The 19,724-nt window shown below is 67.8% G+C and carries 27 protein-coding genes and 1 tRNA gene; 17 read left to right on the forward strand and 11 right to left on the reverse strand.

Going from position 1 to position 19,724, the window contains the following annotated elements; genetic code table 11:
• Positions 1 to 188: FliM/FliN family flagellar motor switch protein (locus ILT46_RS10450; RefSeq protein WP_199504593.1), on the reverse strand; the 188-nt coding region annotated here is incomplete at its 3' end.
• A 111-nt stretch (positions 189 to 299) separates the two neighbouring features.
• On the opposite strand from ILT46_RS10450, the gene flgC reads away from it, so the two are divergent.
• The 5 genes from flgC to ILT46_RS10475 are packed head-to-tail and all read left to right on the forward strand — an operon-like array spanning position 300 to position 3,149.
• Positions 300 to 707 (forward strand): flagellar basal body rod protein FlgC, encoded by a 408-nt coding sequence (gene flgC, locus ILT46_RS10455; protein WP_199504594.1) that lies wholly within the window; start codon positions 300 to 302, stop codon positions 705 to 707.
• 26 nt (positions 708 to 733) lie between these two features.
• On the forward strand, positions 734 to 1,054 hold the full coding sequence (locus tag ILT46_RS10460; RefSeq protein WP_199504595.1) for a flagellar hook-basal body complex protein FliE: 321 nt from the start codon (positions 734 to 736) through the stop codon (positions 1,052 to 1,054).
• Complete coding sequence (locus tag ILT46_RS10465) at positions 1,054 to 1,320, forward strand: flagellar biosynthetic protein FliQ (protein ID WP_199504596.1); 267 nt, start codon at positions 1,054 to 1,056, stop codon at positions 1,318 to 1,320. The genes ILT46_RS10460 and ILT46_RS10465 overlap by 1 nt, the downstream gene beginning before the upstream one ends.
• Before the next feature lie 4 nt (positions 1,321 to 1,324).
• Complete coding sequence (fliR, locus tag ILT46_RS10470; RefSeq protein ID WP_370592420.1) at positions 1,325 to 2,083, forward strand: flagellar biosynthetic protein FliR; 759 nt, start codon at positions 1,325 to 1,327, stop codon at positions 2,081 to 2,083.
• Between the two features lies 1 nt (position 2,084).
• A complete protein-coding gene (locus ILT46_RS10475; protein ID WP_199504597.1) occupies positions 2,085 to 3,149 on the forward strand; it encodes an EscU/YscU/HrcU family type III secretion system export apparatus switch protein in 1,065 nt (354 codons plus the stop codon).
• Between the two features lies 1 nt (position 3,150).
• On the opposite strand, the gene ILT46_RS10480 is transcribed toward ILT46_RS10475, so the two are convergent.
• The gene (locus ILT46_RS10480) at positions 3,151 to 3,576 is read right to left on the reverse strand and encodes a flagellar assembly protein FliX (RefSeq protein WP_199504598.1); all 426 of its coding nucleotides are present in this window, start codon (positions 3,574 to 3,576) and stop codon (positions 3,151 to 3,153) included.
• A 112-nt stretch (positions 3,577 to 3,688) separates the two neighbouring features.
• Between ILT46_RS10480 and ILT46_RS10485 the strand changes: the two genes are divergently transcribed.
• From ILT46_RS10485 to ILT46_RS10495, 3 genes are read left to right on the forward strand one after another with little or no spacing between them, the layout of a single operon-like run.
• The gene (locus ILT46_RS10485) at positions 3,689 to 4,813 is read left to right on the forward strand and encodes a flagellar basal body P-ring protein FlgI (protein ID WP_199504599.1); all 1,125 of its coding nucleotides are present in this window, start codon (positions 3,689 to 3,691) and stop codon (positions 4,811 to 4,813) included.
• Positions 4,810 to 5,088: a rod-binding protein gene (locus tag ILT46_RS10490; RefSeq protein WP_199504600.1), complete on the forward strand. Its 279-nt coding sequence runs from the start codon at positions 4,810 to 4,812 to the stop codon at positions 5,086 to 5,088. The genes ILT46_RS10485 and ILT46_RS10490 overlap by 4 nt, the downstream gene beginning before the upstream one ends.
• On the forward strand, positions 5,085 to 5,507 hold the full coding sequence (locus ILT46_RS10495) for a hypothetical protein (protein WP_199504601.1): 423 nt from the start codon (positions 5,085 to 5,087) through the stop codon (positions 5,505 to 5,507). Before ILT46_RS10490 ends, ILT46_RS10495 begins: the two co-directional genes overlap by 4 nt.
• Here ILT46_RS10495 and ILT46_RS10500 read toward each other — a convergent pair.
• From ILT46_RS10500 to ILT46_RS10515, 4 genes are read right to left on the reverse strand one after another with little or no spacing between them, the layout of a single operon-like run.
• Positions 5,491 to 6,108, reverse strand: coding sequence for an MFS transporter (locus ILT46_RS10500; protein ID WP_199504602.1), 618 nt, complete (start codon positions 6,106 to 6,108; stop codon positions 5,491 to 5,493). The two genes, ILT46_RS10495 and ILT46_RS10500, sit on opposite strands and share 17 nt — an antisense overlap.
• Entirely contained in the window at positions 6,048 to 6,395 is a 348-nt protein-coding gene (locus ILT46_RS10505; protein WP_199504603.1) for a hypothetical protein, read from the reverse strand. Before ILT46_RS10505 ends, ILT46_RS10500 begins: the two co-directional genes overlap by 61 nt.
• Positions 6,392 to 7,015 carry a hypothetical protein gene (locus ILT46_RS10510; RefSeq protein ID WP_199504604.1) on the reverse strand — a complete coding sequence of 208 codons (624 nt, stop codon included), beginning with the start codon at positions 7,013 to 7,015 and terminating at the stop codon, positions 6,392 to 6,394. Before ILT46_RS10510 ends, ILT46_RS10505 begins: the two co-directional genes overlap by 4 nt.
• Before the next feature lie 41 nt (positions 7,016 to 7,056).
• Positions 7,057 to 7,518: a thermonuclease family protein gene (locus ILT46_RS10515; RefSeq protein ID WP_199504605.1), complete on the reverse strand. Its 462-nt coding sequence runs from the start codon at positions 7,516 to 7,518 to the stop codon at positions 7,057 to 7,059.
• 168 nt (positions 7,519 to 7,686) lie between these two features.
• On the opposite strand from ILT46_RS10515, the gene argB reads away from it, so the two are divergent.
• From argB to ILT46_RS10550, 7 genes are all read left to right on the forward strand, one after another.
• Complete coding sequence (gene argB, locus ILT46_RS10520; protein WP_199504606.1) at positions 7,687 to 8,583, forward strand: acetylglutamate kinase; 897 nt, start codon at positions 7,687 to 7,689, stop codon at positions 8,581 to 8,583.
• Positions 8,583 to 9,221, forward strand: a complete 639-nt coding sequence (locus ILT46_RS10525) for a hypothetical protein (protein WP_199504607.1) — start codon at positions 8,583 to 8,585, stop codon at positions 9,219 to 9,221. Before argB ends, ILT46_RS10525 begins: the two co-directional genes overlap by 1 nt.
• An 86-nt stretch (positions 9,222 to 9,307) precedes the next feature.
• Positions 9,308 to 9,601, forward strand: coding sequence for a YggT family protein (locus ILT46_RS10530; protein WP_199504608.1), 294 nt, complete (start codon positions 9,308 to 9,310; stop codon positions 9,599 to 9,601).
• Positions 9,598 to 10,494 (forward strand): bifunctional methylenetetrahydrofolate dehydrogenase/methenyltetrahydrofolate cyclohydrolase FolD, encoded by an 897-nt coding sequence (gene folD / locus ILT46_RS10535; RefSeq protein ID WP_199504609.1) that lies wholly within the window; start codon positions 9,598 to 9,600, stop codon positions 10,492 to 10,494. The genes ILT46_RS10530 and folD overlap by 4 nt, the downstream gene beginning before the upstream one ends.
• On the forward strand, positions 10,491 to 11,207 hold the full coding sequence (locus ILT46_RS10540; RefSeq protein ID WP_199504610.1) for a hypothetical protein: 717 nt from the start codon (positions 10,491 to 10,493) through the stop codon (positions 11,205 to 11,207). Before folD ends, ILT46_RS10540 begins: the two co-directional genes overlap by 4 nt.
• A gap of 11 nt (positions 11,208 to 11,218) precedes the next feature.
• Entirely contained in the window at positions 11,219 to 11,842 is a 624-nt protein-coding gene (locus ILT46_RS10545; protein ID WP_199504611.1) for a MarC family protein, read from the forward strand.
• Positions 11,843 to 11,916: 74 nt separating this feature from the next.
• A complete protein-coding gene (locus ILT46_RS10550; protein WP_199504612.1) occupies positions 11,917 to 13,317 on the forward strand; it encodes a hypothetical protein in 1,401 nt (466 codons plus the stop codon).
• Between the two features lie 235 nt (positions 13,318 to 13,552).
• On the opposite strand, the gene ILT46_RS10555 is transcribed toward ILT46_RS10550, so the two are convergent.
• Together ILT46_RS10555 and ILT46_RS10560 are read right to left on the reverse strand one after the other, a co-directional pair.
• Positions 13,553 to 14,164 (reverse strand): LON peptidase substrate-binding domain-containing protein, encoded by a 612-nt coding sequence (locus tag ILT46_RS10555; protein WP_199504613.1) that lies wholly within the window; start codon positions 14,162 to 14,164, stop codon positions 13,553 to 13,555.
• Positions 14,165 to 14,175: 11 nt separating this feature from the next.
• A complete protein-coding gene (locus ILT46_RS10560) occupies positions 14,176 to 15,081 on the reverse strand; it encodes a tetratricopeptide repeat protein (RefSeq protein WP_199504666.1) in 906 nt (301 codons plus the stop codon).
• Between the two features lie 190 nt (positions 15,082 to 15,271).
• Between ILT46_RS10560 and ILT46_RS10565 the strand changes: the two genes are divergently transcribed.
• Positions 15,272 to 15,346, forward strand: a tRNA-Gly gene (locus ILT46_RS10565).
• Positions 15,347 to 15,435: 89 nt separating this feature from the next.
• Complete coding sequence (locus ILT46_RS10570; RefSeq protein ID WP_199504614.1) at positions 15,436 to 17,583, forward strand: TonB-dependent receptor; 2,148 nt, start codon at positions 15,436 to 15,438, stop codon at positions 17,581 to 17,583.
• 30 nt (positions 17,584 to 17,613) lie between these two features.
• On the opposite strand, the gene ILT46_RS10575 is transcribed toward ILT46_RS10570, so the two are convergent.
• From ILT46_RS10575 to ILT46_RS10585, 3 genes are all read right to left on the reverse strand, one after another.
• Positions 17,614 to 18,141 carry a DoxX family protein gene (locus ILT46_RS10575; protein ID WP_199504615.1) on the reverse strand — a complete coding sequence of 176 codons (528 nt, stop codon included), beginning with the start codon at positions 18,139 to 18,141 and terminating at the stop codon, positions 17,614 to 17,616.
• 110 nt (positions 18,142 to 18,251) lie between these two features.
• Positions 18,252 to 18,806: a dCTP deaminase gene (dcd, locus tag ILT46_RS10580; protein ID WP_199504616.1), complete on the reverse strand. Its 555-nt coding sequence runs from the start codon at positions 18,804 to 18,806 to the stop codon at positions 18,252 to 18,254.
• Between the two features lie 360 nt (positions 18,807 to 19,166).
• The gene (locus tag ILT46_RS10585; RefSeq protein WP_199504617.1) at positions 19,167 to 19,694 is read right to left on the reverse strand and encodes a hypothetical protein; all 528 of its coding nucleotides are present in this window, start codon (positions 19,692 to 19,694) and stop codon (positions 19,167 to 19,169) included.
• Positions 19,695 to 19,724 lie beyond the last annotated feature (30 nt).

The raw sequence follows: 19,724 nt of genomic DNA on the forward strand, positions 1-19,724 counted from the left end.
GGTAGAAACTTCGGGCTCAGACCAACCATCACCGCGCATGGATCGTCCAACGCGGTATCGAGCGCAATGATCGCCCCGCGGCTCATCTTGAGCATTTCGCGCAGCGGCACGCGGGCCTGGCCCAGCACCACCGCGAGGTCCACTTCAAGCTCGGTAAAGAGCGGCACATCGGCGGCCGGCAGCGTCATGATCAATGTCTCCCTCGGGCCCATCCTAGGAAGATTTTTCCGCCCCCCGCCCCGCCACCCGGCAAATTTTTCCTACGATGGCGAAAGCCGGAACACTGGGGAGACTGACCGATGCCTGCCGATCTCGACCGCTCGCTCGCCATTTCTGCCAGCGGCCTGCGCGCGCAATCGGTGCGGATGCGGGTGGTGGCGGAAAATCTCGCCAATGCCGATTCCGTCGCGGATACGCCCGGCGGCGATCCCTATCGCCGCCGCGTGGCGAGTTTCCGCGCGGCGCTGGACGGGGCGGAAACCGGGGTCGAGGTCACCGGCATCGCTCGCGATCAGAGCGATTTTCGCCTGTCCTATCAGCCCGGCCACCCGGCGGCCGATGCGGCGGGCTATGTCCGCCTACCGAATGTCAATTCGCTGATCGAAAGCGCCGACATGAAGGCCGCGCAGCGATCGTACGAAGCCAATCTGGGCGCGATCCAGGCGGCCCGCGCAATGCTCGCGCGGACAGTCGATCTGCTCAAATAAATCCACCCCATCAGGAGAAACAGACAATGTCGATTGGCGCCCTGGACGCAGCCACCGCCTATGCCCGCTTGCGGCCTGACCCAGTGGGCGAGGGATTGCCCGCAACCTCTCCCTCGTCAGCCCCAGAGGCGCCGGGCTTCGGGCAGATGGTCAGCGAACTGGTCGGCAGTACCACCAGCGCGTTGCGCCAGGCCGAGGCGGCGGGGATCAACCAGCTCGCCGGCAAGGGCGATCTGATCGACGTGGTGACCGCGATCAACGCCGCCGAACAGGCGCTCGACACGGTGGTCGCCGTGCGCGACCGGGTGGTCGGCGCCTATGGCGAAATCATGCGGATGCAGATCTGATGAGCGGCAGCGAAGTCGCGGCGCTGGCCCAGTCGGCGTTCTGGGTGGTGCTGGCGATTGCCGGCCCCATGCTGCTGGCGGCGCTGGTCGTCGGGGTCGGCATCGGGCTGTTGCAGGCGCTGACGCAGGTGCAGGAAATGACCCTGACCTTCGTGCCCAAGCTGCTGGTGATCGGCGGCGTGTTCCTGCTCAGCCTGCCGATGATCGGCCACGCGATGGGCGGGTTCATGGCCGAGACCAGCCAGCTGATTACGCGCGGGCGATAACTCAGTGAGCGCCGCCGCGATGCTGCCGCAGCTTTACCTCCTTGCCGCCGTGTTCGCGCGGATCGGTGCGTTGGTGATGGCGCTGCCCGGTTTTGCCGACAGCGCAGTCCCGGTGCGCGTGCGGCTGATGATCACGCTCGGCCTGTCGGCGGCGATTGCCGGGCTGGTCCAAAAGCATATCACGCTCCCGATGGGAGAGATCGCGCTGGCGCTGCTGGTGGTGGGCGAAATGCTGATCGGCCTCGCTATCGGGATGATCATCCGCATCCTGTTCACCGCGATCACGGTGGCCGGATCGATTGCCAGCCTGCAGACCGGGCTGACTGCGGCGATGGCGCCCGATCCCAGCATGGGCGGACAGGTGCCGATCCTGGCGCGGTTGCTGACATTGGCGGCGACCACCGCCTGCCTCGCGGCCGGCCTCCACCATTGGTGGATCGCCGCAATGGTCGATTCCTACCGCCTGTTTCCCCCCGGCACGCTGCCGCCGGCGGGTGATTTTGCGCAGCTGTTGGTGGCGGTGACGGGCCGCGCGCTGGCGCTCGGTCTGTCGCTCGCCGCGCCGCTGGTGATCTTCGGGCTGCTATTCAACCTCGCGCTCGGTCTTGCCGGGCGGCTTGCACCGACGATCCAGATCTTCTTCATCGCGCAGCCGCTGACCCTGCTGTTCGGCCTCGCGCTGATGGGGGTGATCAGGGGCGCGATGATCCTCGCCTTTGCCGAGGCGATGGAAGCGTTCGTGCGCGGCGGCTGGGCGCTCTGACATGGCCGATGATGCCGGCGAGAAGAGCTTTGCCCCGAGCGAGAAGAAGCTCGCCGATGCGCGCAAGAAGGGCCAGACCGCCACCGCCGCCGAGGCGCGCCACGCGGCGATGCTGGGGGGCGCGGCGCTGGCGGTCGGGGTGGCCGGGTGGTGCACGCAGGCGCTTGCTGCAATGGCCGCCGGGCTGTGGGGCGGCGCTGGCCAGATGCGGCTGCACAGCGCGGGCGACGGGCGCCTGCTGGCGGGCCAGGCGCTCGGCGGCAGCCTGTGGGCGATTTTGCCGCTGCTTATTGTGCTGATGCTCGCGGCTGTAGTCGGGGCGTTGGCGCAGGGCCGGCCCAGCTGGTCCACCGCGCGCCTGGCGCTCAAATGGGAAAAGCTTTCGCCTGCCGCCGGGCTGAAGCGGCTGTTCGGCCCGCGCGCGCTGGGCGAATTTGCCAAGGTCCTGATCAAGCTGGCGCTGGTGCTGGCGGCGGCTTTGCTGGCGGTGTGGCCGCAACTGGTGGTGCTGGGCGGAATGGTCGGCGCGCCGGTGCCGGCAATCGGCGCGCTGGCGGCGGAGCTGAGCTGGCGGATGCTGGCGGTAGTGGCGGTGCTGGCCGCCGCGCTCGCGCTGGGCGACGGGCTGTGGCAGCACCGCGCCTTCCGCAAGCGGATGATGATGACCCGCGAAGAGGTCAAGCAGGAGGCGAAGGAGGCCGAAGGCAATCCCGAGATCAAGGGCCGGATGCGCCAGATCGCCCGCCAGCGCGCGCGCCAGCGGATGATGGCCGCGGTGCCCAAGGCGACCGTCATCGTTACCAACCCCACCCATTACGCGGTCGCGCTGCAATATGACCACGCGGCGATGGCAGCGCCGGTGGTGGTCGCCAAGGGGGTCGATGCGGTGGCGCTGCGGATCCGCGAGATCAGCCGCGAGGCGGGCGTTCCCGTGATCGAAAGCCCGCCGCTCGCCCGCGCCCTGTTCGCCCAGAGCGAGATCGAGCAGCCGATCCCGGTCGAACATTATGCCGCGGTGGCCGAGATCATCTCCTACGTCATGCGGCTGGCCGCCACGCAGCGTTAGATCACACGCGGCGGTCGTATTTCGCCAGTTCCACCCGCGCGCGCAATTCGACCTCGTCCATCAGCGCGCGCAAGGCCGCATCATCGGCCGGATCGCGCGGCTCCTCCAGCCAGCCGCGCAAGGCGGCCAGCGCCGCGACCGGCATGGCTTCGTCCGCGTGATCGAGCGCGTCGAGCCGCTCCAGCGCCTCCTCAGCCGGGCGCACGAGGCGGCGGCGCAGTTCGCGCGCCGGATCGCTGGCCATCGCCAGCAAAGCGGGCATGGCCGCCATCGGCACCCCCAGCGGCGCATTGGCGGCGGCAGGAGCGGGCGGCGCGGGCGGCAGGAACTCTACGGCCGAGGGCGTTGTGGCAGCGCTGCGCGGGGCGCCAAGCGCGCTTAGAACGGAGCCCAGCGGCGGCCCAAGTGGCGGCAATGCTCCGCTCATGTCCCGCCCCCCGTGCTACTGCCTAGCGCGCCTCTCGCGCCGACCCTGTCCTATAATAGGCGCAAGCGATGCACCGGGCCAAACCGGCCCCCGCAGGAAAGAGGGACGGCAGATGCGCTCCATGCCACGGATTGGCGGCCTCCTCGGCCCCGCGCTGGCACTGCTGGCGCTGGCCGCGCCGGCGATGGCCAGCGCGCAGGCGCAAGCGCAGGTGCGGATCAAGGATATCGTCGAGTTCGACAATGTCCGCGAGAATCAGCTGGTCGGCTATGGCCTGGTGGTCGGCCTGCCCGGCACCGGCGACAAGGTCCGCAACGTGCCGTTCACCGAGGAATCGATGCAGGCAATGCTCGAGCGGATGGGCATCAACACCCGCGATACGCCGCTCCGCACCAAGAATGTCGCCGCCGTCTCGCTGACTGCGACCATGCCCGCTTTTGCCCGCAGTGGCTCGCGGATCGACGTGCAGGTTTCGGCGCTGGGCGATGCCAGCAGCCTGCAGGGGGGCATCCTGCTGGCCAGCGCGCTACGCGGGATGGACGGGCAGATCTACGCGATGGCGCAGGGTCCGGTGGCGATTGCCGGCTTTGCCGCGCGCGGCGCGGGCGCCAGCGTCAGCCGCGGGGTGCCGACCACCGCGCGCATCGCCAGCGGCGCGATCGTCGAACGCGAGGTGCCGTTTGCGCTCGACGATGCGCGCGCCATGCGCCTTGCGCTGCGCCACCCCGATGTCACCACCGCCCACCGCATTGCCGAGGCGATCAACCGCGAGGTCCCCGGCATCGCCCGTGCGAGCGACCCGGCCACGGTCGAACTGGCCGTCGCCGGGCCCGATATCATGCGCCTGATCGGCCGGATCGAGAACCTTGCCATCGCGGTCGAACAGCCGGCGCGGATCGTCATCAACGAAGCCTCCGGCACGGTCGTTCTGACCGACGATGTGCGGATCAGCCCGGTCGCCATCGCGCAGGGCGGGCTGACGATCTCGGTCGCCGAGCGCCCGTTCGTGTCGCAGCCCGCGCCGCTATCAAGCGGAGAAACGGTGGTGACGCCCGATACCGCGCTGGCGGTCGATGATGGCAGCGGCGCGGCGCTGGCCCGGATCGGCGGCGGCGCATCGCTGCAATCGCTCGTCGACGGGCTGAACGCGCTGGGCGTTTCGCCGCGCGATCTGATCGCAATCGTTCAGGCGCTGGCCACCGCCGGCGCGCTTCAGGCGGAGATTATCGTCCAATGACCGCACTCGCTCCCCTCTCCGCCGCCCTGCCCTCCACGCCTGCCCAGCGGCTCGACACCGCGCGCGATTTCGAGGCGGTGTTTCTTGGGCAGGTGACTAAGCTGATGCTCGAATCGGTCGAACTCGATCCGCAATTTTCGGGCGGTGAGGGCGAGGCGATGTTTCGCGGCGTGATGGCCGAGGAACTGGGCACGATGATCGCCGCGCGCGGTGGCCTGGGCATCGCCGCTGCCGTTGCCGCACAGATCGAGCGGATCGAAGGAGGCGGGCAATGATCGCCGCGCTGCTCGATATTGCGCGTTCGCTGGCGCAGATCATGGACGACGAAACCGCGCAACTGGCGCAGACCGCCCGGCTGGGCGATCATGCCGCGCTGGGTCAGGCCAAGCAGGTGCTGGCCGGCCAGCTGGAGGCGGAATTCGTCAAGCTTGACGCGCTCGGGCCCGACTGGCCCAACCGCCTGTCAGGCGACGAGCAGGCCGATCTTGCCACCACCATTGGCGAGCTGATCGCAGTGGCCGAGGTCAATGCCGCGATGCTCCAGCGCCAGCTCGATCTGTCGAGCGACCTGCTCGCCGCGCTGACCCGCGAAGCGCGCCGGGCATCGGGGCGTGGCGGGATCGTCTATGCCGCCAGCGGCACGCTCAGCACCGCCGAGGGCGCCGGGCCGATCGCGCTCAACCGGACGTTGTGACCGCGCGCAGCGGCGCCGCATCGCGCCGCAGGACGATGATGGCGATGGTCAGCGACAGGGTGGCGAGCGCGGCCAGCAGCAGCCAGACCGGGCGGTAGCTGCCCGCCCCGTCAAACAGCCGGCCGGCGACTTCGACCATCGCCATCGTCGCCGCCGTGGTGATCACCGCGCTGGTCCCGTAAGCGAGCGGGAATTCGCGCGGTTCAAAGCGGCTGGCGATAAGCAGGCTCCACAAGGGGAACACCCCGCCCAGCGCAAGGCCCACGGTCAGCACGGTGATGAACAGCACCGGCACCGCCGCGGTCAGCGACAGCACGGCCAGCAGCACCAGATGACAGGCGATGACGATCGCGAACAGCGGCAGCAGCCGCATCCGGTCGGCCGCCCAGCCGACCAGCAATTTGCCGGCAATCGCCGAGGCGGTCATTGCCGACATCAGCCACGCCGCTGTCTGCACGTCGATCTGCTGCTGGCGCAGGGCGATGCCGAGCGCGCGCCCGCTGCGGGCGACGAACCAGCCCGTCACCAGCATGTTGACCGTCAGCGCGCCAGCGGCAATCGCACCCGCGGCCAGCGGACCGGCCAGCGCCGCGCCGAGCATGGCCGGGCTGCGCGCGCTCGCCGCCATCCCCGCGCCGGCCACAGGCGGTGAAGCTGACCGGCGAGCGGGCTCCACACCATCATCCCCAGCAGGATCAGCACCAGCCCGCGATTGGCCTCCGCCCGGTTCAGCCCGAATTCGCGGCTCAGCGGCTCGACGAACAGGCCGAAGGGATAATTGAGCGCGCCGACCACGAGCATGGCGGCGACAAAGCCGCCGGCCAGCGCCAGCCAGCCGCCGCGCCCGTCCGGCGCGTCGGCCGCGGGGGAAAGCGCCGCGCCGCTCACCAGCCCCACGCGGCAGGCGGCGGGGCAACCGGGCGGTCGGCGGCGAATTCGACGCGGAACAGCCGGTCATTGGGCGCCGCGCGGGTCAGCTGATAGGCGAATGTCGCGCCCCGCGTGCCGGCCGGGTCAACATCCACCCGCCAGACATTGGTGACCGAGCGGTCCAGCCCATTGGCGCGAAACGCGGCGATGCTTTCCGCATCGACCGGAAAATCCTGCGCGCGCGCGGTGCCGGCGCTGGCGGTGTCGCCGCCGTAGAGCGTGACCGCATCGGCACTGCCGTCCTCGTGCCGGTGATCGTGCTTCAGCCTGAGGCCGGTGGGCGTGCGGGTGATCAGCCAGGTGCGCGAGCGATCCCAGCTGCCATCGGCGCGCAAGACATGGAACGGAATGGCGATCCGCTCGGCGCTGCACTGGCTGACCTGCATGATCATCGCCTGCCCCGCCATGTCGGCATCGACCGCTTCGGTGCTGACCAGCTGGCCGGCATAAGCCTTGCCGCAATGGCTGCTAAGGGCGCTCCAGAACGCCTCCTGGGGCGCTGGCAGCGGGGCCGGCAGGGTGGCGCAGCCCGCCAGCGCGAGCGCGCCGAGAACGGCTGGGAGAGCGATCTGAGGCATTCGCATCGACCCGATGTGCCAGCAAGCCGGGCGCGCGGCAACTAGCGGCTGCACCAGTCGCGATCCCCGTCCGCCCGCGCCGAACCGGCGGCGATCATCGCTTCGGCCAGATCATCTTCGCGCCCGTCGGGGCCGATCCGCCAGGCGGCGCGCAATTCGCGGCCATAGATGTCGCGCGGAGGGTCGGCCCCGCCATCCAGCAGGAACGGGCCGCGCGCGGTCCAGGCCACCAGATCGCCCCGCGCCCGCAGCGCGAGCTGGCGTTCGGCCGCGCAGGCTCCGGCAATCTCGGGCGCGTTGTAGCCGGTCAGCCGGACGCGCCGTTGGCCGATGATCAGCGTATCGCCATCGGGCGCGCAGATCGCCGCGCGCCCTCCCCCGCACACCGCCACCGGCCCGGCCAGTTCCTCGCCCGTTCGGGGCGCGGCGGGCCATAGCCAGCGCAGCGCCGCAATGCCGCCGAGGATGGCCGCCAGCACCAGCCACCAGCGCCATGCGCGCATGCGCGCCAGCGCGCGCGGCGGCGCTGCCAGCCTTCGTCGAACCGCAGCGGCCGGCCCCCGCGCGGCGCCCGGCGCCATCCTCTCATCCGCCGCCGCATAGCCGGGCGGGCCCCGCGGCGATAGCTGGCGCTTTACGTCGGGGCGCAGAGCGGGCTAATCGCTCGCGTGATGCACACCACCGACCCCGCCATGCTGGCCAAGGCCGAAACCCTGATCGAGGCGCTGCCCTATTTCCAGCGCTATGCCGGGCGCACCTTCGTGGTGAAATATGGCGGCCATGCGATGGGCGACCCCGAGGCGGCGCGCGATTTCGCCGAGGATATCGTGCTGCTGAAGGCGGTCGGGATCAATCCGGTCGTGGTTCATGGCGGCGGCCCGCAGATCGGCGCCATGCTGAGCCGACTGGGCGTGGAAAGCCGCTTCGTCGATGGCCTGAGGGTGACCGACAAGGCCACCGCAGAGGTGGCCGAGATGGTCCTGTCGGGTGCGATCAACAAGGAACTGGTCGGCTGGATCGCGGCCGCCGGCGGGCGGGCGATCGGCATTTCCGGCAAGGATGGCGGGCTCGTTACTGCCAGCCCGGTGCAGCGGACCGCGCGCGACCCTGATTCGCTGATCGAGCGGGCGGTCGATCTGGGTTTCGTCGGCGAGCCGGCAGCGGTCGATACCACGGTGATCGACACGGTCAGCGCCGCCGGGATGATCCCGGTGATCGCCCCGATCGGCGCCGGGACTGACAGGCATACTTACAATATAAACGCCGACACCATGGCTGGCGCGATTGCGGCCGCATTGGGCGCGGCGCGGCTGTTCCTGCTGACCGATGTGCCGGGCGTGCTCGACCAGCAGGGCGGGTTGCTGACCGATCTGACGCCTGCCGACATTGCCGGTTTGCGCGAGGATGGCACGATCAGCGGCGGGATGATCCCAAAGCTCGAAACCTGCATCCATGCGGTTGAGGCGGGCTGCGATGCGGCGGTCGTGCTCGACGGACGGGTGCCGCACGCCATGCTGCTCGAATTCTTCACCTCGCGCGGCGCGGGCACGCTGATCCGGGCGGCATGATGCGCGGTTCGATCGCCCTGCTGATCGGCTGTGCAGCCTTGGCCGCGTGTGACCGCGCGGCCACGCCGGTTGCGCCCGCGCCCGCCGAAACCGCACCCTCGCCCACCGCGCCCGCACCTGCCGCAACGCCGACACCCGTCACCGCGCCGACCGCCGGCCCCGCGCCTTCGCCGGCGCCCGATCCAGCGGATGCCCCAACCCCGGCGGCGGACGCACCGAGCGCCGAGACACGCACCTGCCGCGAGGCCACCGCCGATTATGGCGCCGCGATCGCCGCGCGCGATTTCGCTGCCGCCGCCGCGAGCTGGTCGCAGCGCAGCAAGATGACGCCCACCAGCCTGGCAGCCGCCTATCGCCCCTATCTGCGCCCGCGCCTCGGCATTGGCGCGGCGCAGGAAGAGGGCGCTGCCGGATCGGTCTATTGCACGGTCGAGGTTACCGTGAGCGACCGTGCCGGTGATGGCGAAACGCGCTCGGGCTCGCTCACCTGGCGGCGGATCAACGATGTGCCCGGCGCGCGCGAATGGCAACTGCGCTGGCATCTGACCGGTTCGTCGCTCAATCTGGTGCCAACCCCCGAACCGTCCGCGGCAGAACCTGCCGGCGAAGGCGAAACCGCCAGCGATCCCGCCGAATAAGCGGGCTGTTAAGCCGCCGCGCGATCTTGTAGAGCCGCCTTGACCGGCCCGCCACCATCCGCGCGGGGCATAAGACAGGCTGACCCGTGCTGCTGCAAACGCTGATCCAGATCGTCGACTTGCTGACCAATGTGCTGGTCATGCTGCTGATCGTCCAGATGGTGATCGGGCTGCTGCTGGCATTCAACGCCATCAGCGGCCGCAATGAATTCATGATGACCCTCTATAACGCGATCAATTCGCTGCTCGATCCGGTGCTGGCCCCGATCCGGCGGCTGATGCCGCGCACCGGCGCGCTCGATTTCTCGCCGCTGGTGCTGATCATCGGCTTGCAGATCGTGATGATCGTGCTGCGCAATCTCGCTTATTCGCTGGCATGAGCGCGGCGGTCATCGACGGCAAGGCCTTCGCTGCAGGTCTGCGCCAGCGCGTCGGCGTGGCGGCCGCAGCCTTTGCCGCCCAGGCCGGGCGCAAGGCGGGGCTCGCCGTGGTGCTGGTGGGCGAAGACCCGGCAAGCGCGGTCTATGTCCGCGCCAAGGGCAAGGCGACACTTGAGGCCGGCATGGCCAGTTTCGAACATCGCCTGCCCGCCGCCACCAGCGAAGCCGAGCTGCTGGCGCTGATTGCCCAGCTCAACGCCGATCCGGCGGTGGACGGCATCCTCGTCCAGCTCCCCTTGCCCGCCGGGATCGACGAGCAGGCAGTGATCGCCGCGATTGCGCCGGACAAGGACGTGGACGGGTTCCATATCGACAATGCCGGCCGGCTGGCCGTGGGACAGGAGGGGTTTGTCCCCTGCACCCCGCTCGGCTGCCTGATGCTGCTGCAGGATGCTCTGGGCGATCTTTCGGGCAAGGAAGCGGTGGTGATCGGCCGCTCCAACATTGTCGGCAAGCCGATGGCGCAATTGCTGCTGAACGCCAATGCTACCGTCACCATCGCGCATAGCCGCACGGCCGATCTGCCGGCGGTGGTGCGCCGCGCGGATATCGTGGTCGCCGCAGTCGGCCGGCCGGAGATGATCCGCGGCGACTGGCTGAAACCGGGCGCGGTGGTGATCGATGTCGGCATCAACCGCCTGGCGCCCACCGATGATGCGCCCAAGGGGCGGCTGGTGGGCGATGTCGCCTATGACGAGGCAGCCGGGGTGGCAGCGGCCATCACCCCGGTCCCCGGCGGGGTCGGGCCTATGACCATCGCGGTGCTCTTGCGCAACACGCTGGTCGCCGCCTATCGCCATGCAGGGCTGCAAATGGAGGGCGATGCGCTGTGAGGATCTGGCCGAAACTTGCCGCCACCGCTGCGCTCATCGCCGCGACCGCCGCCTGCGTAGAGGGGCCGCTGCCCAATCACGGCCCCTTGCGCCCCTCGGCCAACCCCAGCGCGGTGATCGCGGCCGAGCTCGCCTTTGCCCGCGCGGCGCGCGAACGCGGCACCTGGACCGCGTTCCGCGAATACGCCACGCCCGATGCGCTGTGGCCCAATCCGGGCCTCGTCAACGTCCACCGCTCGCTCGCCGGCTGGGCCGATCCGGCGCAGCCGATCATCTGGAGCCCGACCCGCGTGTGGTCGAGCTGTGACGGATCGTTCGCCGCCAGCACCGGCTGGGCCGACCATCCCGATGGCAGCAAGGGCGAATTCCTCACCATCTGGCAGCGCCAGCGCGATGGCTCCTATCGCTGGGTGCTCGACCAGGCGCTGTCCGAACGGCCCGGCGCACAGCGGCCCGAAATGGCCAGCGGCATCGTCGCCGACTGCCCGGCAGCGCGCCAGTTCCGCCAGAAGGTGCGCCGGGGTGAGGCCTGGGGCAGCGGCGAATCCGACGATGGCACGCTGACCTGGGAAACCCGCATCGCCGCCGACTGTTCGCGCACCGTGCGGGTCGCCATCGCCCGCGCAGGCGGCCGCGAAACCGTGCTCGCCCGCCGCGAACCGGCCCCGCCCGCCCGTGCCGGCGGCACCGCGCCGAGCTGCACGCCGGCCTGAGGCAGCGCGCGGTGTTCGAAATCTTTGTCTCGGCGTTCATCACGCTGTTCGTGGTGATCGACCCGCCCGGCTGCGCGCCGATCTATGCCGGGCTGACCAAGGGCGCCAGCCGCGCGCAGGCGACCGCCATGGCGCTGCGGGCGACCTTCATCGCCGCGATCATCCTGCTGATCTTCGCTTTGTTCGGGCAGGAATTGCTCGCCGCGCTCCATATCGAACTGGACGCCTTTCGCATCGCCGGCGGACTGATGCTGTTCTTTATCGCGTTCGACATGGTGTTCGAAAAGCGCACTCAGCGGCGCGAGGAACGGGCCGAGAAAGTCGCCGCCACGCCCGAGATCGAGGATGTCTCGGTGTTCCCGATGGCCATGCCGATGCTCGCCGGGCCGGGCGCGATCGCGGCAATCATGCTGCTGATGAACGAAGCGGGCGACTGGAACATGCGCGGCGTGGTGCTGGCGGCGCTGGGCGCGGTGCTGCTGATCACCGCCGCCGCCCTGGTCGCCGCCGGCCCCCTGATCCGCATCCTCGGCGACCGCGTCGAAGCGGTCATCACCCGCCTGCTCGGCGTCCTGCTCGCCGCGCTCGCCGCACAATATGTGATCGACGGGTTGCGGGGCAGCTTCGGGGTTTGAGGGGGCGTGCGGGGTGTCGGCGTGCGACCCGATTGCTGACGAAGCGAAACTGCGAGTTAGACTTAAGAGCAGACATGGCACGCGATAGGCTTGGAAAGGAAACGGACTATGTCTGCTGCGAGCAGGTGACAGGCCGTGCCGTCCAGGGCGAGCTTCGCCTCTCTGACGATCGGATCGAAGTGCGGTTGGTCTCCTTCGATGACTTTTTCTTCATCGACAGGGACACTGAGCATCTCCCGCTCCGGCTCGAAGACAATAGTTATACGACGATGCACAATGCCTTTTTTGGTGGGCCGGGAAGCTGCTCATCGAGAACGGAGACGACCCACAACCAAACCATCTCTACGAGCACTCTCATACACGGCCCGGACGAATGGAAACCCGACGATCCCATCCGGCATGTCACCTTTGAGTTGCCGCGCGTGAAGGCGTTTCTCCGCTACGACCCGAAGATCAAGGAGCTGGAGTCCAATTCACCTCGGAGCGAGATCGACACTTACGCTTTCGCGGTCGAGCTCCCCGGACTGACCGTCCGGCTGGGCTATCGCAGCACCGTTTCCATGGCCTCCGAGCGGGTGCGCGTGGAAGCGCCCGTGTTTGTCATCGATTTTGCTCAGCCGCGTTCGATCAAGACCTATCTCGAAGACGTTCAAACCATTGTACGGTTCGTTTCGTCGGCGCTTGGCATCACAATGCACCCCGAAGACATACGCATCCGGCGCGTTTCCGATGAAGAGATGCGCTCAAGCGTCGAGACGGGTGACTTTCTTGGCGACCATTCGGTCACAGAAATGTGGTTCAGAAAATCGCACCAGGACGACGGGGAAGCGTGCTCTTATCGCGCCTTCGCTGGCCTTTTCGATGAAGAAGAGATGCGTGCGTTCTGCGCCTGCCTTCGCCTCTGGATTGAACGCGATCCGGAATGGGCGCGGTCCAATGCTTTGATGATCGAATGTCTTCGTCTGCAACGAGAGATCAGCGCAGAACGGATGCTGGCCGCCTGCAAATGGCTTGAGGAAGTTCCAACAGCCAAAGCCGTTCGCGTGACCGATGACAGGATCATCAAAACAATTGCGGATGCGGCGTTACAAGCAGCTGATGAACTTGGCCAAGATCGGTTGAAGGCTCGCATTCCGCAGGCCCTCGAACGGTTGACGCTTGAATCACATCGGGAACGCTTTGAACGGCTCATTGCAAGAGTTGCAGACAGGTTTGGCCCACGCGTGGTCCATAAAGATATGCCGGACCACCTCATCGCGGCTATTCGCGACTTTCGAGGAAAGGTCGCTCATGGCCACTATGAGCCCAAAGACGATGCTGAGAGCGAGTCCTTCGCCCGTTCAATCTTTGCCGTTGAGGCGCTTTGCCTTTTGCTGACATGCTTCGATATGCCGATGACAAAAGACGGCCTCGACCGGATAAAGCACCACCCGCTCGTTGAGCATTACCGCCTTTTCACCGTTAAGTGGGCCTAATCTTTCCAATCGGTCGGCGGCGTGTGGCAATTGGAGCCGCTGGACAAACAAGAACAGTTCGATTGTCCTGAGCCTTCTGCGATTCCCTTGAGAGCAGTTAGGTCGCATTTGGCTCAACCTTCGACGTTGATGAAAGGTCCGGCTCGTCGATTTACATCCGAGGGCCGACAGTCAGTTAACCACCCCACGTCGGTCATTCATAATCAGACGCGCAGCGCCTGAAATCAGACGCACCCTACTGCAGCGTCACCCGGTCCTCGTCGCTGTTCCGCAGGCCGTAGAATTGCATCAGCTGGATCAGCAATTCGCAGCGTTCGCCCAGCGTACCCGCTTCGAGCAGCGCCTGTTTCGAGGCCGGGTCGAACGGGGCAATTTGCGAGACGCCGTTGATCAGCGTCTCATCGTCCAGCCGGGCAACCGAATCCCAATCGACGCTGTAGCCCTGGGCATCGGCGAAGGCGCGGGCTTCCTGTTCGAAGCCGGCGCGTTCGACCGCGCTCAGCACCTCGCCCGCCGGCTCGTCGAGCACCTCGCCTTCCACCTGGCGGAACGGGGTCGCCACCTCCAGTTCGCGCAGCAGGCGGAAGCGCGCCTCGCCCTCGAGCACGAGGTTGAAGCCGCCATCCTCGAGCGCCTCGACCTCGCCGATGCGCCCGATGCAACCGATCGTGAACAGCTCCGCCCCCTCGGCCGCGCGCTGCGGCTGGATCATCGCGATGCGCCGATCGCGGGCCAGCGCATCGGACACCAGCGCGCGGTAACGCGGCTCGAAAATGTGCAGCGGCAATTGCATCCCGGGAAACAGGATCGCGCCCGACAGCGGGAAGATCGACAGGCGCCGCGCCATTGCGAAGCCCGTCAGCCGAACAGCACGCGCGACAGGCAGCGGCGGGTGGCGACCGTCCATGGATCTTCAAGGCCGACCGATTCGAACATCTGCAGCAGCCGGGCGCGCGCGGCGCCCTCGTTCCATTCGCGGTCGCTGGCGATCATCCGCAGCAGCACCTCGGCCGCCTCGTCCCGCTCGCCGGCGGCAAAGGCGGCCTGCGCGAAGGCGAACTGCCGGTCCATATCGGCCGGCGCCTCGGCCGCGGCGGCTCGCAGCACCTGCAACTCGCTGTCATCGACGCGTTCCGCGGCAAGCTCGAGCGCGGCGAGCGCCTGCCGCACCGGCGCGCTCTCGGCAATCTCGGGCGGCAGCGCGCCCGCCACAGCGCGCGCCTCGTCCGCCTGGCCCCCAGCGACCAGCGCGCGGATCAGCCCGCCCTGCGCGGCGGCATCGTGCGGCGCCATCTCGACCACCTGGCGGAAAATGCCCGCGGCCCGCTCGGCCTCGCCCGCGGCCAGCACCTCTTCGCCCATGGCGATGAACTGGCCGACATCGGGCGCGACCGCATCGCCCGCCGCGCCATCGATCGGCAATTGGGCGAGCAACTGGTCGAGCGTCTGCTTCAGCTGCGATTCGCTGCGCGCATTGGTCAGGTCGGCGACCGGCTGGCCCTGGAACATCGCATAGACCGTGGGGATCGAGCGGACCTGGAACTGTGCGGCGATAAACTGTTCCTCGTCGACATTGATCTTGGCCAGCACCACGCCCTTATCGGCATAGTCGGCGGCGACCTTTTCCAGCACCGGGGTCAGCGCCTTGCACGGGCCGCACCATTCGGCCCAGAAATCGAGGATTACGAGCTTGGTCATCGAGGGTTCGACCACCTCGGTGCGGAACCGGTCCACGGCCTTCTGCTCGTCGAGATTGAGGCCCATACTGGCCATGCGCTGATCCTTCCTGCGGCAAACTGTCGGCGCCAATGTGGGGCGGCGGGCGCGAAAGTGAAGCGTTAAATCGCCGGGCAATCATGGGGCCGCGCCGGCGGGCAATTTCCCCTTGCCGCCGTGGGGAACCGCTGCTAACCGCGCGCTTCCCACCGGGGCCAGCCGCCCCGTGACGCCGTGAGCGGGCGTAGCTCAGGGGTAGAGCACAACCTTGCCAAGGTTGGGGTCGAGGGTTCGAATCCCTTCGCCCGCTCCAGTTTTCTTTCAGCATCGACATATCGCAGCGCGGGTCAGCCTGGCCGATAAGCGCTTGCGAGCAGCTGTAGCTTCGGCTAGCGGCACGATATGTCATATCATAGCACGCGCTTCACCCGTCCTGTCCGCCTGCTTGCTGGCGGCAGCCTTGCCGCGCTGGCGTTCGCCGCGTCGCCTGCGCTGGCGCAATCTGCCGCGCCGGCCGACGATCTGCATGACCGCCGCGTCGATACCGAAGGCGAGATCGTCGTTACCGCCACCGGGCTCGAGCAGCTCGACATCATCGCCGGCACCTCGGTGGTCGAAGCGGCCGAATTGCAGCGCGAGATGCACGGCCAGATCGGCGAGGTGCTGGCCAAGCAGCCGGGTGTGTCCGCCACCAGCTTTTCGCCGGGCGCCTCGCGCCCGGTGCTGCGCGGTTTTTCAGGCGAGCGGGTCAAGGTGCTGGTCGACGGGATCGGCGCGATCGATGCGTCCAACACCTCGGCCGACCACGCCGTCTCGATCGACCCGCTGACTGCCGAGCGGATCGAGGTGCTGCGCGGCCCGGCAGTGATGCTCTATGGCGGGCAGGCGATTGGCGGGGCGATCAATGTGATCGACAAGCGTATCCCGCTGCGCCGGCTGAACGAGCCGGTTCATTTCGACCTCATCGCCGGGGCCGACAGCGCGGCTGACCTGCGGCAGGCAGGCGCCTCGGTCGATCTGCCGCTGGGCCGCCAGTTCGTCGTCCATCTCGATGGCGCGTGGCGCAAGACCGACGATCTCGCCATTGGCGGCAAGCTGCTGGCCCCAGCCTTGCGCGCCGAGGTGCTGGCCAACGCGGCCGAGGAACTGGCCGAGGGCCATGCGGATGAAGCCGGCGAGCTGACCGAACTCGCCAATGCGCGCGGTACGCTGCCCAACAGCGCGACAGAGACTTGGAGCGCCAATGCCGGTTTCGCCTTCTTCGCCGGCGGCGGGTCGCTGGGCGCCTCCTTCGGCGTTTATGACACCGCCTATGGCATCCCGCTGCGCCCCGGTGCCGGCCATCATCACGAGGGCGGCGGCGAGGAAGAGCATGGCGAGGAAAATGTCACCATCGGCCTTCGGCAATATCGCGCCGATCTGCGCGGGGTGCTGCCGCTGGGCGATGGCTTGTTCCACCGCCTGAAAACGCGCGTCGGCTTCTCCGATTACACGCACACCGAATTCGAAGGCGACGAGATCGGCACGGTGTTCGACGTCAAGGGGATCGAGGCGCGGGCCGAGCTTGAACAGAATGTCCGCGGCACATGGCGCGGCGCGAGCGGCATCCAGTATTACACCCGCGATTTTGCCGCCACCGGAGCCGAGGCGTTCATTGCCCCCAACGACACGCGCCAGCTTTCACTGTTCACGCTGCAGGAAGTCGGCTTCGGCCCGTGGCAGCTCGAACTGGGTGGGCGCTGGGAACGGGCCGACATCCGCTCGGTGCCGACAGGCTTCGATCGTTCCTTCGACAGTGTGTCGGGCGCGGCCAGCCTTGCCTATCAGGTGCCCGGGGGCTTGCGGGTCGGGATCAGCGCCTCGCGCTCCGAACGCGCGCCGGCCGCCGAGGAGCTGCTGTCGAACGGCCCGCACATCGCCACCCAGGCATTCGAGGTCGGCGATCTCGGTCTCGATACCGAACGCGCGCTCGGCCTCGAAGGCTTCGTCCGCGGCAAGGCCGGGCCCGCGACGGTCAGCCTCGCATTGTTCCGCAACTGGTTTGCCGATTACATCTACCTCGCCGCCACCGGCGCGGAAGAAGACGGGCTGCCGGTGTTCCAGTACCGCCAGGGCGATGCCGACTATTTGGGCGTCGAGGGCGAGGTGAGCCTGCCGCTGGGCCAGATGGGCCCCATATCGCTGCTGGCCGATCTGCGCGGCGATTATGTCCGCGCCAGTCTCGCCGATGGTTCGCCCTTGCCGCGTATCCCGCCGCTGAGCCTGCTCGGCGCGCTCGAGGCGCAGAGCGAGGTGGTCGATGGACGGGTCGAAGTGCAATGGTTCGACGCGCAGAACCGCGTGGCCGAATACGAAACGCCGACCGACGGGTTCACGCTGGTCAACGCCTCCCTGTCGTTCAAGCCGTGGCCCGGATCGAACAATCTGACGCTGGTGGCGGCGGTCGACAACATCTTCGACGTCGATGCCCGCCGGCACGCCAGCTTCACCAAGGATTTCGCCCCGCTCGCCGGGCGCAATTTCAGGATCAGCGCGCGCGCCAGCTTCTGACGTACGGCTGGCCGCAGATATGTGGGCGGGTCAGCCGATCCGCCCGTCGCCGTCATGATCGAGGCCGCGGTCTACGATGGTCGGCTCGTGCCGCTCCACCACCACGGGGCGCGGGGCCTGCGTGGCGCCTTCGGCGACCCCCTCGGCATGGGCAGCACGCAGATTGGCATCGTGCAGCCGCTTCTCGCTGCGGATGTGGTCATACGATCCGCGCATCTGACCATAGGCAAAAATCAGCAGCAGCCCGCCGGTAATCGCGAGGTTCTTCAGCGCAGCGCTGACCTGTACCGGGTCGCCCCACTGGTTGTGGAAGAAGAAGATCGTCAGCAGGGTAAACCCCGCGAGTACGATTGACACCAGCCGCGTCATCAGCCCGATCGCCAGCAGCAGCCCGGCCGCCACCTCGAATATGCCCACGCCTTGCGCGAAATTGGCCGGCAGGCTGACGCTTTCGAGGATCTGCGCGGTGGCGGCCGGATCGAGCAGCTTGTTGATGCCCGAAATAACGAAGATCGCGGCGAGCAGGATGCGGCCGAGAATGGCGGCAAGCGTGGACATGGCGTGTGGCTCCTTCCCCTTGAAGCCACACAATTATCACGCCGCGCCGCGCAGGGCCAGTGGGCCACCGGGCCAGCCTACAACCGGGGGCGGGCTGCAGCCGGGGCATTCTAAAGCCGGGGCAGCGTCACCCCGCGCTGGCCCATATATTTGCCCGCCCGGTCGGCATAGCTGACCTCGCAGCGTTCATTGCCCTGGAGGAACAGGAACTGGCAGGCGCCTTCATTGGCGTAGATCTTCGCCGGAAGCGGGGTGGTGTTGGAAAATTCCAGCGTCACGTGCCCTTCCCAGCCCGGTTCGAGCGGGGTCACGTTGACGATGATGCCGCAGCGCGCATAGGTCGATTTGCCGAGGCAGATGACCAGCACATCCTCGGGCACGCGGAAATATTCGACCGTGCGGGCGAGCGCGAAGCTGTTGGGCGGGATGATGCAGACATCGGTCTGCCGGTCGACAAAGCTGGTGGCGGCAAAATCCTTGGGATCGACCACGGCATTGTCGATATTGGTGAAGATCTTGAACTCGTCGGCCACCCGCGCGTCATAGCCATAGGACGACAGGCCGTAGGAAATGCAGCCGTCGCGCCGCTGCGCTTCGACGAAGGGTTCGATCATCCCGCGGGTCGTCGCCGCCTCGCGGATCCACCGGTCGGAAAGAATCGCCATGATGCCGGCATTGCCCGCCCCGCCGCGCCGGGCAAGGGGGCGCGGCGCGTGGGTGCCGGTTTTCCTACAGGGGCGGAGGTGTGGTAGGGTGCGGGCGCTCTTTGACCTTGCCGATTGTATGGCGCGCGGCGGCGGCTGGATTGCTTCCCGGCTCCGGGCCGGGGTCGCAATGACGACATGCGGACAGGCCCCAGCCTCGTCATTGCTAGGCGCCCCAGGCTCCGCGGCAATCCAGGCGGGTGCCCCTGTCGCCCGCTATCTGTCACCCGTCACCCGCACGGCGCAGCATCGCATCATGTTGGTTTATATAATGTTTGCTGGAAGGTCACAAAGTTGACACCTGTCGCCTTTGTCACCCGGTCAGCGGATTTCGCGGGCACCCAGTTGCGGGTTCAGCCGGGTAATGTGGTTGAGCCACGCCTTGGGCCGGCGCAGCAGATTGGCCGGATAATCCACCCGCACCCCCGCCAGCTCGGCCATCCGCCCGACGAAATGGATGCAGTTGCGCGTGTCGAGATCGTAATAGCGCCCCGGTGCATCGCGCCAGCGGACCATTTCGGCCACCATCCGGCGATAGGTCGCATCGCTTACCGGCAGCGTGAAATGGCGGTTGGTGCTGCGGATATAGCGCGGCTGTTCGACCATGATTTCGTGCTCGACCGGGCCGCGCAGCACGGCCGGGCCGGCGACCCTGGCGGTGAAGCCGTAATTCTCGTTCACCGGCGTGCCATCGGCCAGCGTCCCTTCGAACACGACGAAGGCATGGGGGTAACGCCCGACCACCACCGAGCCGTTGAAGCTGTGGAAGCTGACGCGCACCTCGGCCGCTGCCGGGCCGGCCAGCGCCAGCGCCCACAGGCCGAGCAGCAGGGCGAAAAACCGTCTCATGCCCGCCCCTTAGCCGCGCCGCCGCTTAAC

The organism is Qipengyuania sp. YIM B01966, assembly GCF_016461955.1.
In the GTDB taxonomy this organism is placed as follows: Bacteria; Pseudomonadota; Alphaproteobacteria; order Sphingomonadales; family Sphingomonadaceae; genus QFOP01.